Origin of the sequence: Bradyrhizobium sp., from assembly GCF_004799445.1 — a bacterium.
Taxonomy (GTDB): domain Bacteria; phylum Pseudomonadota; class Alphaproteobacteria; order Rhizobiales; family Xanthobacteraceae; genus Bradyrhizobium.
On the sequence record NZ_SSNA01000122.1, the window covers coordinates 48,535 to 63,135 of the forward strand.

Genomic DNA, 14,601 nt, shown 5'->3' on the forward strand with positions numbered 1-14,601 from the left:
CGATATCTTTTGATTGCCCGGCGGAGGTGTTGCCGGGTGTTGCCCGGGGCCCCTCAGAAATACTCAGAAACAAAAATGATCGTTTGTTGTCCCGAATCTCAGGCACAGGATTCCGCATGACCACGGCGTCGCCCAACATTCTCGTCGTTGAAGACGACCGTGAGACGCGGTCGCTGATCGCGAAATACCTGCGCAACAATGCCTGCAACGTGACGACGGCCAATGACGGCAGCGAAATGACCCGGGCGATGGCTGATCACCGCGTCGATCTGCTGATCCTCGACGTGATGCTGCCGGGCGAAGACGGCCTCAGCCTGTGCCGCAAGGTCCGCGCGGAATCACAGGTGCCGATCATCATGCTCACCGCGCGCGGCGAGGACGTCGACCGCATTCTCGGCCTTGAGATGGGCGCGGACGACTACCTCGCCAAACCGTTCAATCCACGCGAGTTGCTCGCCCGCATCAACGCGGTGCTGCGCCGCCAGGCCGCCGCGCAGACCTTCAGCGCGATCAGCGGCGCGACCGCCCTCACCTTCCAGGGCTGGCGGATCGATTTCAGGCTGCGGGAGCTGCGCAATCCGGCGGGCGCGCGGGTCGCGATGACAAGCGCCGAATTCGACCTGCTGCGCGCGTTCTGCGAACGGCCGGGCCGCGTGCTGTCGCGCGACAGCCTGCTCGATCTCACCCAGGGGCGCAATGCCGGCTCGTTCGAACGCAGCATCGACGTGCTGGTCAGCCGCATCCGGCGCAAGATCGAGCCCGATCCGCAGGACGCCACCTTGATCAAGACGGTACGCTCCGGCGGCTATATGTTCACTCCAGCGGTCGAGGCGATAACGGTCCCAATCAACGGCCTGTCATGAAGCTGCTCGATTTTCTGCATCTGAAGAATATCAGCGGCCAGATCGCGGCCCTGGTGATCGCCTCGATCATCGCCATTCACCTGATCCTCACGGCGATCTTTCTCGTCAGCCGGCCGGACCAGCCTGATCCGACGATTGATCGCGGTCACGCGCAGTTTGCCGCGGCGGTCCTGCTGCTCGGCGCGGCGCCCGCCGCCGAACGGCCGCGGCTCTTCGCCGACATCGGCCGCGCATTTCCGAAGCTCGAGATCGAAAGCCTTCCGCCGGGTCCGGTTCCGCCGGCGGGCGATCCGGAGGGCCTCGACCTGCGGAGTCTGCACCGACGGCTCGACTCCCGCTACCGGATCTTCCCGCTCGCGCTCGACCAAGACCGCCACAAGGTCGGCATCGCGTTGCCGGACGGCGCCATGATTTCCGCAAAGGTGCTCCCCGACCTGCGCCGGCCTTCGTTCTGGGCCGGGCCGTGGGTGGTGACATTGCTGTTTGCCATTGTCAGCGTCAGTCTGCTGGGGCTATGGGCGGCGCGGGCCCTGACGGCGCCGCTGTCTTCGTTCGCGAAGGCCGCCGAAAGCTTCAGCCTGAACGGCGCCGCGGCACCGCTGCCCGAGCGCGGCCCCGAGGAAATCCGCTCGGTGGCCAAAGCGCTCAACCGGATGCGCGAGCGCATCACAACCCTGATCGACGACCGCACCAGGATGCTGGCCGCGATCAGCCACGATCTGAGGACCCCGATCACCCGAATGCGGCTGCGCTCCGAATTCATCGAGGACGAGGTGCATCGTGGCCGCATGATGGGCGACCTCGACCAGATGCGATCGATGCTGGAAGCGGTGCTGTCATTCTTGCGCAACGACCGCAAGCTCGAAGCGATGACGCTGACCGACATCGCCACCACGCTGCAGCTGGTCACCGACCAGTTCGCGGATATGGGGCACAGGGTCGCCTACGATGGTCCGGAACACGCCATGGCGATCGTGCGGCCGGACGATCTCAGCCGCAGCGTCACCAACCTGGTGGAGAACTCGGTCAGGTTCGGCGCGATGGCCACGATTCGTCTCAGAGCGTCGCCCGACACCGTGACGATCGAGGTCGAAGACGATGGTCCCGGCATTTCCGATGCCCGCAAGGAGGTGATGCTGGAGCCATTCGTGCGCGGCGACGATGCCCGGAACATGGATGAAACCGCGGGCTTCGGTCTCGGCCTTTCAATCGCGCGCGCCATTGTGCTGGCGCATGGCGGCAAGCTTTCCCTCAACGACCGTGCGCCGCATGGATTGATCGTTTGCATTCAATTGCCGGTTCGCCAGCCAAACCGGCAGTCGGCCGCGTGAGTTAGCAAGACTTTATGTTTGACGCGATTTCTTCACGCTAACCGGTGCCCACTTCGCTTGAAAACGCTATGGCTACGCCGCCAGCGCTTCCCGGTTCGGTTCCGACTGATCGAAAAAGGCCACCGCCTCGAAGCGGTAGTCGCAGGCCCGGCAGCGCCAGAGATAGGAGGTGCGGCGAGGTCCGGCCTCAACCCATTCCGGGACGGCGATCGGCTTGCCGCATTGGGCACAGGGATTTTCCCGCGGCAGGGAGCCGAAGTCTGTTGTGGCCATGGCGCATCTCCCCTTTTTATGTCTGACGAATTTTTTATGTCTGATGAATTGGACAGGATGGCTGCCGGATACCCACGCCCCGACGCGCGAGCATTTTGAAAGAGCAATGAGTCGTTTGAGTGGCGAAGCAATCGCTGCGAGCGGCGCCGCAACTAGCGCGTTCCACAATGGCGGCTGAGCTACTTCGCCTTCGGATCCACCGCCGGCTCGATGGTATGCATCGCGTCCGGTTTGCGGACATGAATGGTGGCGATGTCGTCGGCGTACAGCTTCTGCCAGCCGTCGATGTGATCCAGCAGCTTGTTCGCGGCACTCTGCGTCCGCATCAGTGTCGCCTCGATCTTGTATTCCTCCAGCAGCCGGAACAGATTTTCGGGCTTGCTCAGGCCGCTGGCCGCGTCGTGGTCGACAAAGAACTTCTCGCCATAGAGTTCGGTGCGCCCGTCGATGAACGGCGCAACCCCGCTGGCGATCAGATAGCCGCCGAAATCATAATCGTTGAGCACCCGCGACAGATTCAGTTTCTTCAGCGCGGCCACCGCCGCGACCGGCGAATTGCCGGTGTACGGCACAAAGCGATGCACCGACGCAAAGGCCAGTGTTCCCGTCACCAGCGCGACCGCGACGGCGGCGAACAACACGCCGCGCGCCGGCATCGCCGCGCCTGCATTGGCAACGTCGGCGCCGCCGATCTGCCGCGCCAGCGGGGCGGCGAGAATCATCGGCGCCAGCAGCGCCAGGATCTCGGCCGCGCGTCCCTGGGCGAGCGCCATGTGCAGCAGACCGAGCAGCATCGCAATGCGCAGCGGCGGCAATTTGACGCCGCGAAACAGCGCAAGTCCGATTGCAGCGAGCAGGCAGATCTCGAACGGACGGATGGTTCCGAAATCCGCCGGCTGCCATTCCCGGATCAGCGGCAGCGCGCTGCCGAGCGCCAGGATTTTCTGCGCGGCCAGCAGCGAGTTCCAGCCATAGGGCGTGCAGCAACCTGCGATCAACGCCAGGGCCGCGAATGCCGCCCATCGCAGCGCCAGCGACTTGCGCGACGCCGCATCCGCGTTCACGACCGCATCGAGCGCGATCGGCACGATCAGCACCAAACCGAAGACAAAACCGCCGTGCAGATTGGCCCACAGCGCCATCCATACCACCGACCAGAACGAAGGCACCCCGTGCCGATCCGCGGCGGCGACCAGTGAGCCGACCCACAGCACCATCAGCGGCAAGGCCAGCACATGCGGCCGCGCCAATGCATGCGGTACGATCAGTGCCAGCGCCGCGGCGACGAATACCAGCGCATGGCTTTCGCTCAACTGCCGGCCAAGGAATTTCGTCAGCAACGCGAAGGTCGCCGCCAGCGCCGCGGCGGCCAGCACCACCGGCCCGCTCCAGCCCGCAACGGCAAAGGCCTTGGCGTACAGCACCTGCGCCAGCCACTGCGTCGAAATCCAGGGCTGGCCGCGCATGGTGAAGGAAAACACGTCGGTTTCCGGCACCGCGCGATGGTCCAAAATCCACTGGCCCAGCGTGACCTGCCACAGCGTATCGGGGTCGATCAGCAGCCGGTTTCCGCCCAGCAGGAACAGCGCATAGACAAAGACGCCAACCCATAGCGGCATCAGCCCGCGCAGCGGGCTTGCCTCCTCGGCGGTGCGGGTAACGAACAGGGTCATCGGCGCGGCCTGGGATTTCCGGGATTTTCGGGCCGATCGAAGCACGCCAGTGCATAATTCCCGGTAAATCGGCCACCGCCGGATGGGGCAAAAGCCCGAGAAAGCCGGATTTTCGCCACATCGGCGCACCACACGAGCGCAACAATCGGCGCCTTCAGGCGTTCAACCGTGCGCCAGCCCATGCGCGCCCCCCCGAGGCCCTCTGCCATGAAGCGTCTGTTAACCCTCGCCTGTCTCGCCGCCATGGCGGCGCTGGCCGCTCCGCAAACCGCCCGCGCCCAGCGCGCCGACTATAACGAGCTGGTCGCCAGGCACGCCCAGGCCAACGGGCTGCCGGAGGCCCTGGTGCATCGGGTGATCGTGCGCGAAAGCCGCTATCAGCCTCACCTCGTCGGGCGCGGCGGCACCATCGGCCTGATGCAGATCAAGCTCGCCACCGCGCGCAGCCTTGGCTACACCGGTTCGGCCGAAGGCCTGCGCGATCCCGACACCAATCTCACCTATGCGGTGAAATATCTCGCCGGCGCCTACCGCGCCGCAAATGGCGATCACGCCCGGGCCGTGCATTATTACGCCAGCGGCTATTACAAGGCCGCCAAGCACCAGCGCCTCAGATCACCCATCGAGGCCAAGGCGGAACAGGTTCCCACCCGCTAGACCGGTGCAAACCGGGGCCGCCCGCGTTGACACTCCCCGCCATCGGCCTACATTAGTCCTGTTCCGAGGGGAGCTCCGATGAGGAGCTGAGAGACCGCACGCTCAAGTCCTTGTTCGCAAGGGATGCGAGACCGCGGTGACCCTTTGAACCTGATCCGGGTCATGCCGGCGAAGGGACAGGGATGTACCAGAGTTCGATACCACAGCGCGGGCATTTGCCCGTCGCGCCCCGAGGGGAATCTCCCGTTTCGGTCATCGGCGCCGGCATTGCCGGCGCATGGCAGGCGCTGTTGTTCGCGCAGGCCGGCCATCCCGTGACGCTGCACGAACGCAGCGACCAGGCGATGATGCTCTCCACCAGTCACTGGGCCGGCGGCATGCTGGCGCCCTATTGCGAAAGCGAGGTCGCCGAGCCGATCATCAGCCGGCTCGGCCTGCGCGCGCTCGATCTGTGGCGCCGCGAATTGCCGGACACGCCGTTCAACGGCTCGCTGGTGGTGGCGCATGCGCGCGACCGCGGCGACTTCGAACGTTTTGCGAAACGGACCTCGGGCCACCGCCGGCTCGACGCGCGCGGGCTCGCCGAGCTCGAGCCCTCGCTGGAGGGACGTTTCCGCGACGCGCTGTTCTTTGCCGACGAAGGCCATGTCGAGCCGCGCCGGGTGCTGCCGAAACTGCACGAGCGGATCGTCGCCGCCGGCGGCACCATCAAATTCAACAGCGAGCCGGGGCCGGATGATATCGAGGGCATCGTGATCGACTGCCGCGGGCTTTCCGCGCGCGACACGCAAAGCGAATTGCGCGGCGTCAAGGGCGAGCTGATCCTGATCGAGACCGATGAGGTGAAACTGGCGCGGCCGGTGCGGCTGATCCATCCGCGCTGGCCGCTCTATGTAATTCCGCGCGAGGACAATCTGTTCATGCTGGGCGCCACCTCGATCGAGGCCGAGGATACCGGCGTCAGCGTGCGCTCGGCGCTGGAGCTGCTGGGCGCGGCCTATGCGGTGCATCCGGCATTCGCCGAAGCCCGCATCGTCGAATTCGGCTCGGGCTTGCGGCCGGCGTTTCCCGACAATCTGCCGCGCATCTGTATCGCCAACAACCGCATTTCGGTCAACGGCCTCTATCGCCACGGTTTCCTGATCGCGCCGACGCTGGCGGAGCTGACGCTCGCCTATGTCGACCAGGGGCGGATCGACAACGAGGTGATGCAATGCGTGTGATCGTCAACGGCGAGCCGAGGGAAGTCGCCTCGACCAGCGTCGACGCGCTGCTCGGCGAGCTCGAATATGACGGCACGCATTTTGCGATCGCGGTGAATTACGACGTGCTGCCGAAGAGCCGTTGGGCCGAGACCGCGCTGAAGACCGGCGACGAGATCGAGATCATCACGCCGCGGCAGGGAGGGTGATGGGATGATGTATGCTGCAAGAAATTCCGCCGTCATCCTGAGGCGCGAGCCGTTTTCGGCGAGCCTCGAAGGATGGCCACGTCCCACATCCCTGTCATCCTTCGAGGCGCGCAAGGGCGCGCACCTCAGGATGACGGCCGCGGCGTGCGGCAAGCAAGGACGCTGAAACCATGCTGAAACTCTACGACCGCGAATTCACCTCGCGCCTTTTGGTCGGCAGCGCGCTGTATCCGTCGCCGGCGATCATGCAGGGCGCGATCCGCGCCTCCGGCGCCGAGATCGTCACGGTGTCGCTGCGGCGCGAATCCGCCGGCGGCAAGACCGGCGACGCGTTCTGGTCCTTGATCCGCGAACTCGGCGTCACGGTGCTGCCCAACACCGCCGGCTGCCGCAGCGTGCGCGAGGCGGTGACCACCGCGAAACTCGCGCGCGAACTGTTCGCGACCTCCTGGATCAAGCTGGAGGTGATCGCCGACAACGACACGCTGCAGCCCGATGTGGTCGGCCTGGTCGAGGCCGCGGATATTCTGATCAAGGACGGCTTCGACGTGTTTCCCTATTGCACCGAAGACCTTTCCGTCGCGCTGCGGCTGGTCGACGCCGGCTGCAAGGTGGTGATGCCGTGGGCGGCGCCGATCGGCAGCGCCAAGGGCATCATCAACCCCGATGCGCTGAAATTGTTGCGTGACCGCCTGCCGGATATCACGCTGGTGGTCGATGCTGGATTGGGCGCGCCGAGCCATGCCGCGCAGGCGCTCGAACTCGGCTATGACGCCGTGCTGCTCAACACCGCGATCGCCAAAGCGGCCGATCCGATCGCGATGGCGACCGCGTTTCGCGGCGGCGTCGAGGCCGGCCGCGCCGCCTATCAGGCCGGGCTGATGGAAGCCCGCGATTTTGCCTCCCCTTCAACCCCTGTCGTTGGGACCCCGTTCTGGCATGCCGTATCCTGATCGATTCTATCCTGTGGTCGACAGCGTCGCCTGGGTGGCGCGGCTGGCGCTGCTCGGCGCCGGCACGATCCAGCTGCGCGCCAAGAATCTCGGCGACGCCGACGCGCTGCAGACGGTCAAGGACGCGCTGGAGGTCATCAAGGGCACGGCCGCCAAACTCGTGGTCAATGATTACTGGCGCGCGGCGATCGCGGCCGGCGCCAAACATCTGCATCTCGGCCAGGAAGACCTGGCGGACGCCGACCTCAAGGCGATCCGCGACGCCGGCCTGACGCTCGGCATCTCCACCCATGACGACGACGAACTGGAAACCGCGCTGCGCGCCAAGCCGGATTACGTCGCGCTCGGCCCGATCTTCCCGACCACGCTGAAGTCGATGCGCTTCGCGCCGCAGGGCATCCCGAAGATCAGCCAATGGAAGCAGCGCATCGGCACGCTGCCGCTGGTCGCGATCGGCGGCATCAAGCTCGAACAGGCCCGCGAGATCTTCGCCGCCGGCGCCGACTCGATCGCCGTGGTCAGCGACGTGACGCAAAACCCCGAGCCCGACGCGCGAGTGCGCGCCTGGCTCAGTATGAACGCGGAGGCCGCGTGATGATGATTTCGAAATCAAAGCGGCCGTCATTGCGAGCGCAGCGAAGCAATCCATATCCCACCAGCGGCACAAGGCTGGATTGCTTCGTCGCTTACGCTCCTCGCAATGACGGAAGAGAGACCATCGGACTTCCGGATCGGTTCGCTTCGCGGACCGTCCGAAATGACAACAATTAAAAGGAGGATCCCATGAACATCCGCTCCAATCCGGACACCACGCTTCCCGCCGTGACCACCGGCCCCTTGCCCTCGTCACGCAAGATCTTCGTCACCCCGGACGAGGCGTCCGATCTGCGCGTGCCGCTGCGCGAGATCATCCTCTCCGAAGGCGCCGGCGAGCCGAACCTGCCGGTGTACGACACCTCGGGTCCCTACACCGATCCTGATGTCGTGATCGACGTCAATGCCGGCCTTTCCCGCGCGCGCATTGCCTGGGTCAAGGAGCGCGGCGGCGTCGAGGAATATCAGGGCCGCGAGATCAAGCCGGAAGACAACGGCAATGTCGGCGCGGCGCATGCGGCAAAATCCTTCACCGCCCACCACAGGCCGCTGCGGGGCGTGGGCGACCACATGATCACCCAGCTTGAATTCGCCCGCGCCGGGATCATCACCAAGGAGATGATCTATGTCGCCACCCGCGAGAATCTCGGCCGCAAGGTGCAGCTGGAGCGCGCCGAGGCCGCGCTGGCCGACGGCGAAAGCTTTGGCGCGTCGGTGCCGGCCTTCGTCACCCCGGAGTTCGTCCGCAGTGAAATCGCAAGGGGACGCGCGATCATCCCCTGCAACATCAACCACGGCGAACTCGAGCCGATGATCATCGGCCGCAACTTCCTCACCAAGATCAACGCCAATATCGGCAACTCCGCGGTCACGTCTTCGGTGGAGGAGGAAGTCGACAAGATGGTGTGGGCGATCCGCTGGGGCGCCGACACCGTGATGGACCTCTCGACGGGGCGCAACATCCACACCACCCGCGACTGGATCCTGCGCAACGCGCCGATCCCGATCGGCACCGTGCCGATCTACCAGGCGCTGGAAAAGTGCGACGGCGACCCGGTCAAACTGACCTGGGAGCTCTACAAGGACACGCTGATCGAGCAGTGCGAACAGGGCGTCGATTACTTCACCATCCATGCCGGCGTGCGGCTGCCCTACATCCACCTCACCGCCAACCGCGTCACCGGCATTGTGTCGCGCGGCGGCTCGATCATGGCGAAGTGGTGCCTGGCGCATCACAAGGAAAGTTTCCTCTATACGCACTTCGAGGAAATCTGCGACCTGATGCGGAAATACGACGTGTCGTTCTCGCTCGGCGATGGCCTGCGACCCGGCTCGATCGCGGACGCCAACGACCGCGCGCAATTCGCCGAACTGGAGACGCTCGGCGAACTGACGCAGATCGCCTGGAAGAAAGGCTGCCAGGTGATGATCGAGGGCCCCGGCCATGTGCCCTTGCACAAGATCAAGATCAACATGGACAAGCAGCTCAAGGAGTGCGGCGAGGCGCCGTTCTATACGCTGGGGCCGCTGACGACCGACATCGCGCCGGGCTACGACCACATCACCTCAGGCATTGGGGCGGCCATGATCGGCTGGTTCGGCTGCGCCATGCTGTGTTACGTGACGCCGAAGGAGCATCTCGGGCTGCCCAACCGCGACGACGTCAAGGTCGGCGTCATCACCTACAAGATCGCCGCGCATGCGTCCGACCTCGGCAAGGGCCACCCGGCGGCGCAACTGCGCGACGACGCGCTTTCACGCGCCCGTTTCGACTTCCGCTGGGAGGACCAGTTCAACCTCGGCCTCGATCCGGAAACCGCGCGCAGCTTCCACGACGAGACGCTGCCGAAGGAAGCCCACAAGGTGGCGCATTTCTGCTCGATGTGCGGCCCGAAATTCTGCTCGATGAAGATCACGCAGGACGTGCGGGACTATGCGGCGACGCTGAACGATCCGAATTCGGTGGGCATGTCGGTGTCCGGCACCATCGAGGACGGCATGGCGCAGATGTCGGCCAAGTTCAAGGAGATGGGCGGCCAGGTGTATCTCGATGCGGAGAAGGTGAAGGAGAGCAATCGGGTGTTGTGAACCCTACTCTCTCCTCGTCGTGCCCGCGCTTGACCCGGGCATCCATCAGAAAATGAAAAGGCCGGGGGCGAAAGCCCGGCCTTTTTTTGCTCCCTACACGAATAGGCATGGTCCCCGGTCTGCCTTTCTAGGTCATGTTGAATGATTTCTTTGGGACATATACGGAGCTTATGTCTTCCTGTTTGAAGCCGGAATGCAGTATCTTAGTGCCTCGGGGAGCCTCATATGAAATGTCCACATTGTACTGTCACCATTCATGCCGGTTGGGTGATGTCCCCTGTCTTGAGACATGGTCATGTTACAGCCTGGCGAGTTAATTTCATGACTTGTCCCGAATGTAGTGCAGACATATTGCAACTTGGTAAGGGTGCTGCCGGAAATCTTAATTCTCCGACTTCAGATTGGTATCAAATTTTTCCAACAGGCTCTAATCGCGGACCGGTGTCCAAAGAGGTGCCAACTGATATTGCAGCAGATTACACCGAAGCTGCCCTCGTACTACCGCTTAGCCCAAAGGCATCAGCTGCTCTTTCACGACGATGCCTTCAATCGGTCTTACGGCACGCTGGTTATGCCCAGAAGGACTTGTCGCAGCAGATTGACGCAGCTTTGGCTGAACAAGATGCTAGAAAGGCTCTTCCGACCGGCGTGCATTCCATCTTGGATTTAATCCGAAACTTTGGAAATTTTTCCGCGCATAAAATAACCGATCAGACTACTTTGCAAGTCATCGACGTTGAGCCGCATGAAGCAGAATACTGTCTCGACACTCTCGACGCTGTCTTCGACCACTATTATGTGAAGCCAGCACAGGCAAAAGCAATGAAAGATGCGCTCAATGCGAAACTGGCTGCTGCTAAAAAGCCTCCTGCAAAGTGATCGTTTACGTCCGCCTTAAACCCGCTTGTCACCAACTCATAGCCCCTAGGTCGAATTGGCGAAGCGTAATCCGCCATTTCCATTCCGCCTCACGAAAAGGGCGCGCACGAGTTGGAAAAACTTCCCGACCAATTGCAGAATGGTCTGAGACTGGTCTTCGTCGGCACCGCTGCCGGACATCGGTCGGCCGACTTGGGTCATTACTATGCGCATTCCGGCAATCGCTTCTGGCGCACGCTCCACGAGGTCGGCATCACGCCGCGGCGATACGAGCCGCATGAATTTCGGACGTTGTTGAAGATCGGAATTGGCTTCACCGATCTTTGCAAATCAGGCTCGGGAATGGATCATCAGGCCCTCGCTTTTCCAATCGACGTTTCGGCTTTCCGGGAAAAGATGCGGCAGTACCGGCCGAAGACGATCGCCTTCACGAGCAAGAAGGCCGCGAGCCTTTTCTATGGAAGACCCACCAAGGCGGTGGCACTCGGCCAACAACCGCCGCTGGACGACTTCCCGACTGTGTTCGTTCTGGCCTCGCCGTCCGGCGCCGCCTCGGGTCACTGGTCGGTACAGCCATGGCAGGAACTGGCGGATTCGATCAGCGCGTAGGGCCATGGGATAGGTTGAGCCCGAAACCCATCGCGTGTCTTGATGGCCTGATTCCGAAAACTCCGATGTCGTCCCGGGCAAGCGAAAGCGCGACCCGGGACCCATAACCACCGGCCGTAGTTGTTTGGGCACGCCGGGGCTCCAGCTTCGCGCAACAACAATGCCCGTGGTTATGGGTCCCTGCTTTCGCAGGGACGACACTGAGGTAGCCAGCGTAGCCGGACGAGCGTAGCGACATCCTATTCCTCGCCCTTCCGATGCGGATCGTATTTCGAGAGCACGTCCCTGAGGTAATCCCGGCTTTTCCATTCCGGCGCCGGCGGCTCGTAGCCGGGGCGGGGAACGTAGGGATTGCCGGGGGCATCCACTGAGGCGCCCATCAGGTCGGGAACGTAGCGCGGACAGTTCGGGAAGATCTCGCATTTGATCCGCACGACGACTTTCGCGCCATGATGCTGGCCAAGCGTTTCCGCGTCGTCGTGGATCGTGGCCGTGCCGCGGATGCGGGTGCGAAACGTCTTGCCGTCGAGGCGCACGAACAAGAGCCCGACGTTCGGGTTGCGGTGAATATTGCCGAGCGTGCGGTACATGTTGTTGCCGTCATATTCGGGATATTCCAGCGTGTCGGGCCCGGTGATCCTGACGAAGCCGGGATCGCCCGAACGCATCGAACAATCGACGTTGTCCCGGTAGCTGGTGGCGATGAAAAAGAACGGCGTCACCTCGATCAGCTTGCGGTCCTGCTCCCAGAACTCGAAGTGCAGGCGATGCTTCTCGAGGCCATCGGCGACGCGGCGGCCGTCGAAGCGGTCCTGCAGCTCGCGCATGCCGTCGTGGTAGAACGGGGTGATCGGGTCGGTCATGGGGACCTCGGCTTAGGTGCAGCATGTCCCGCTTGATAGCAGACCGCCGCCCCCGGCGCCCATGATATTGGGCGTCATTCCGGGATGGTGCGCAGCACCAGACCCGGAATCTCGAGATTCTCCGATGTGCAATTGCACATCGTAGTTCGATGCTTCGCATCGCCCCGGAATGACGGCCCACCCTACGCTTGCTGCGAGCTAATCGTGGGTCCGTGACGCCTGGATCACAAGCCGGATCAGCCCGACCAGGGCGATCAGCCCGCCGGCAAAACTGGCGGCCAGGGCAAACAGGCCGAGCCCGACCGGCATTGCGTAGCGATCATAGGCCTCGACCATCCACAACGGCACCCATGAAACAACCGTGATGAAGATGCCCACGACGATCGAAATCAGGTTTGCTTTCATGCGCGAGCTGCCCTTCGCATTGCTGCGATAACTCCGATGTCGTCCCGGGCAAGCGAAAGCGCGACCCGGGACCCATCACCACCGGCCGTCGTTGTCTGGGCACGCCGGGGCTTCAGCTTCGCGCAACAACGACACCCCGTGGTGATGGGTCCCTGCTTTCGCAGGGACGACATTGAGCGCAGGACAGCCTTCTCGCGCAATCCGGGGGAACGCGTCACGGTGAGAAACGCTCCCCCCTATCGCAGCGAGATCGCCAGCCCGCTCAGATCGGCGTTCGCCATCAGGCCTACTTGCGTGCCCGACAATTCCAGCACCGCGCCCTTCTGGTTGGCCAGCACGATCGCGCGGGCGCCGCCGCCGATCGTCAGACCCGCGCCGGCCGCGCCATAGACCCCGGCGATATCCGACGGCCGCCAGATGTGGTGCACGCGGCCGTGCAGCACCGTCCTCGATCCGCCGAACACGAGGCCATAGTCCAGTCCGCCGGTGGACAGCGGATAGGCCCTGCCGTGAAAGTACAGCGTGCCGCTGCCGCCCGAGCCGCCGATGATCCATCCCGCCTTGTAGATCACCAGCGTCACGGTGCCCTCGTCGGCAAAGGCGGCGGAGGGCAGCGCAGCGCCGGCGAACGCCGTCAGCGCCAGCAGCGCGACACGGATGGCGGATGATATTTTCATTGGGGTCTCCCTGGAATCCTTGCAAGGCGGGCGTTGCGAGGCGGATCGATTCGCAACCTGATCGACGGTAGCAAGCAAAGCACGGATCGGCCACCGGTTCGCATGACTACGCTGACAAGCTCTGCGATGTCCGGCGCGGGCTGAGGCCGCAGGCGCGAACGATCGCGGCCTCTTCCACCTGCAACCGCCACGCTTTTGCCGCACCGCTTCGATATCCGCGCCATCACAGGATAGGCACCGCCGCGGCCCGCAAGGCGCCGCCGGACCGGGACATCATTCTATCCAGCTGGGAGATTTGTCATGCGTCGCGTTACCGCTCTGTTTGCCGCCGCCGGCATCGCCGCCGCCAGCCTCGCCGTCATCACGCCCGCGCAGGCCGGCTATTATGTGATCCGCTGGGACAACACCGGCATCTGCCAGATCTGGAGCGACGAGATGACGTCGAAGCCCGTGCGCTGGCCGTCGGATTACAAGGTGGTCAGCAAGCCGGTGCCGACCTTCACCGCCGCCGCGGCGGTGCAGGAACAGATGCGGCAGCAGCGCCACTGCACGCTCTGAGAGCCCGAGCAAGGACCGGGAGACTGGTCGAGGCCGCGACGGCGCAGGTAGCCAGACAATGACTGTCATCCTGAGGCGCCCGCGCTCTCGCGCGGGCCTCGAAGGATGGTCGCGAGTCCGTGTATGTTGCCATCCTTCGAGGCTCGCTTCGCTCGCACCTCCCCAGTGAGCGCAATTGCGCTCATCCGGGGATGACGCCGTGAGTCAATGATCGCCGCCGACGGCCCGATTAATTTCTGATTTTCCGAATTTCCCTTGACCGCCGGGTAGACTCAGAAATATTTTGATTCCGTCCCGCTCCATCACGAGGGGCGTTTCGCGATCGTCACGAACGTGGGGCGGGATGCGGTGGACGCGGATGGCGCCTTTGACGAATGGCGCGATCGCGGACGGCGAAGTCGTGTGGTCCTGATGCCCCGACGCTGGCATCAAGTTGGCGGAAGCGATTCCGCCGGCGACGGTGGCAAGAAAGCCCGGTCACCGGGGAGAGCGCGAAGTAAGCCGTAAAACCATTGCGCGGGGAATGCCGGGTGTTTCCGGTGTGACCTGACTAACGCGTGTGCTTTTCGCTTTCTACCGTCGCACACGCGGCTATCGGGCGCATCGGGCGCCCGGCATTCCCTGCGCCCTCTGATTGGAGGGTAAGGAAATTTCTGGCAAACCTCGGGCATATCGGGCCGCGAGATCGCGAAGTCGTGTCTTGCCGTCATTGCGAGCGCTAGCGAAGCAATCCATCGTACCGCACGGGAATGGATTGCTTCGTCGCT

Annotated in this window: 15 protein-coding genes, 1 pseudogene and 1 riboswitch; of the genes and pseudogenes, 11 read left to right on the top strand and 5 right to left on the bottom strand. The window is 63.6% G+C overall.

Features of this window, described 5'->3' with window-relative positions; translation table 11 throughout:
• Window positions 1-116: 116 nt before the first annotated feature.
• Together E8A46_RS16885 and E8A46_RS16890 are read left to right on the top strand one after the other, a co-directional pair.
• On the top strand, window positions 117-863 hold the full coding sequence (locus E8A46_RS16885; RefSeq protein WP_291562996.1) for a response regulator: 747 nt from the start codon (window positions 117-119) through the stop codon (window positions 861-863).
• Window positions 860-2,194 (top strand): ATP-binding protein, encoded by a 1,335-nt coding sequence (locus E8A46_RS16890; protein WP_291562999.1) that lies wholly within the window; start codon window positions 860-862, stop codon window positions 2,192-2,194. Before E8A46_RS16885 ends, E8A46_RS16890 begins: the two co-directional genes overlap by 4 nt.
• Window positions 2,195-2,266: 72 nt before the next feature.
• Here the strand turns inward: E8A46_RS16890 and E8A46_RS16895 are convergent, their stop codons facing one another.
• Window positions 2,267-2,467: a hypothetical protein gene (locus tag E8A46_RS16895; protein ID WP_291563002.1), complete on the bottom strand. Its 201-nt coding sequence runs from the start codon at window positions 2,465-2,467 to the stop codon at window positions 2,267-2,269.
• A 179-nt stretch (window positions 2,468-2,646) separates the two neighbouring features.
• Window positions 2,647-4,140, bottom strand: coding sequence for a hypothetical protein (locus E8A46_RS16900; RefSeq protein WP_291563005.1), 1,494 nt, complete (start codon window positions 4,138-4,140; stop codon window positions 2,647-2,649).
• A 207-nt stretch (window positions 4,141-4,347) separates the two neighbouring features.
• On the opposite strand from E8A46_RS16900, the pseudogene E8A46_RS16905 reads away from it, so the two are divergent.
• The 8 genes and pseudogenes from E8A46_RS16905 to E8A46_RS16940 form a co-directional block, all read left to right on the top strand.
• Window positions 4,348-4,749 (top strand): annotated as a pseudogene (locus E8A46_RS16905) (lytic transglycosylase domain-containing protein); the annotation flags it as partial.
• Between the two features lie 104 nt (window positions 4,750-4,853).
• A riboswitch (TPP riboswitch) is annotated at window positions 4,854-4,992 on the top strand.
• Window positions 4,980-6,020: an FAD-dependent oxidoreductase gene (locus tag E8A46_RS16910; protein WP_291563008.1), complete on the top strand. Its 1,041-nt coding sequence runs from the start codon at window positions 4,980-4,982 to the stop codon at window positions 6,018-6,020. Its footprint overlaps the riboswitch before it by 13 nt.
• Window positions 6,011-6,208 carry a sulfur carrier protein ThiS gene (gene thiS / locus E8A46_RS16915; protein WP_291563011.1) on the top strand — a complete coding sequence of 66 codons (198 nt, stop codon included), beginning with the start codon at window positions 6,011-6,013 and terminating at the stop codon, window positions 6,206-6,208. Before E8A46_RS16910 ends, thiS begins: the two co-directional genes overlap by 10 nt.
• Before the next feature lie 170 nt (window positions 6,209-6,378).
• Window positions 6,379-7,161: a thiazole synthase gene (locus E8A46_RS16920; RefSeq protein WP_291563014.1), complete on the top strand. Its 783-nt coding sequence runs from the start codon at window positions 6,379-6,381 to the stop codon at window positions 7,159-7,161.
• Entirely contained in the window at window positions 7,148-7,756 is a 609-nt protein-coding gene (locus E8A46_RS16925) for a thiamine phosphate synthase (protein WP_291563017.1), read from the top strand. Before E8A46_RS16920 ends, E8A46_RS16925 begins: the two co-directional genes overlap by 14 nt.
• Window positions 7,757-7,944: 188 nt before the next feature.
• On the top strand, window positions 7,945-9,843 hold the full coding sequence (thiC, locus tag E8A46_RS16930) for a phosphomethylpyrimidine synthase ThiC (RefSeq protein WP_291563019.1): 1,899 nt from the start codon (window positions 7,945-7,947) through the stop codon (window positions 9,841-9,843).
• Window positions 9,844-10,164: 321 nt separating this feature from the next.
• Window positions 10,165-10,722 (top strand): DUF4145 domain-containing protein, encoded by a 558-nt coding sequence (locus tag E8A46_RS16935; protein ID WP_291563023.1) that lies wholly within the window; start codon window positions 10,165-10,167, stop codon window positions 10,720-10,722.
• A 111-nt stretch (window positions 10,723-10,833) separates the two neighbouring features.
• Window positions 10,834-11,331, top strand: coding sequence for a mismatch-specific DNA-glycosylase (locus E8A46_RS16940; protein WP_291563026.1), 498 nt, complete (start codon window positions 10,834-10,836; stop codon window positions 11,329-11,331).
• Between the two features lie 239 nt (window positions 11,332-11,570).
• Here E8A46_RS16940 and E8A46_RS16945 read toward each other — a convergent pair whose 3' ends face one another.
• The 3 genes from E8A46_RS16945 to E8A46_RS16955 form a co-directional block, all read right to left on the bottom strand.
• Complete coding sequence (locus tag E8A46_RS16945) at window positions 11,571-12,194, bottom strand: pyridoxamine 5'-phosphate oxidase family protein (RefSeq protein ID WP_291563029.1); 624 nt, start codon at window positions 12,192-12,194, stop codon at window positions 11,571-11,573.
• Window positions 12,195-12,392: 198 nt separating this feature from the next.
• Window positions 12,393-12,599, bottom strand: coding sequence for a hypothetical protein (locus E8A46_RS16950; protein ID WP_291563032.1), 207 nt, complete (start codon window positions 12,597-12,599; stop codon window positions 12,393-12,395).
• 236 nt (window positions 12,600-12,835) lie between these two features.
• On the bottom strand, window positions 12,836-13,276 hold the full coding sequence (locus E8A46_RS16955; RefSeq protein ID WP_291563035.1) for a hypothetical protein: 441 nt from the start codon (window positions 13,274-13,276) through the stop codon (window positions 12,836-12,838).
• A 300-nt stretch (window positions 13,277-13,576) separates the two neighbouring features.
• Between E8A46_RS16955 and E8A46_RS16960 the strand changes: the two genes are divergently transcribed.
• Entirely contained in the window at window positions 13,577-13,834 is a 258-nt protein-coding gene (locus E8A46_RS16960; RefSeq protein WP_291563037.1) for a hypothetical protein, read from the top strand.
• Window positions 13,835-14,601 lie beyond the last annotated feature (767 nt).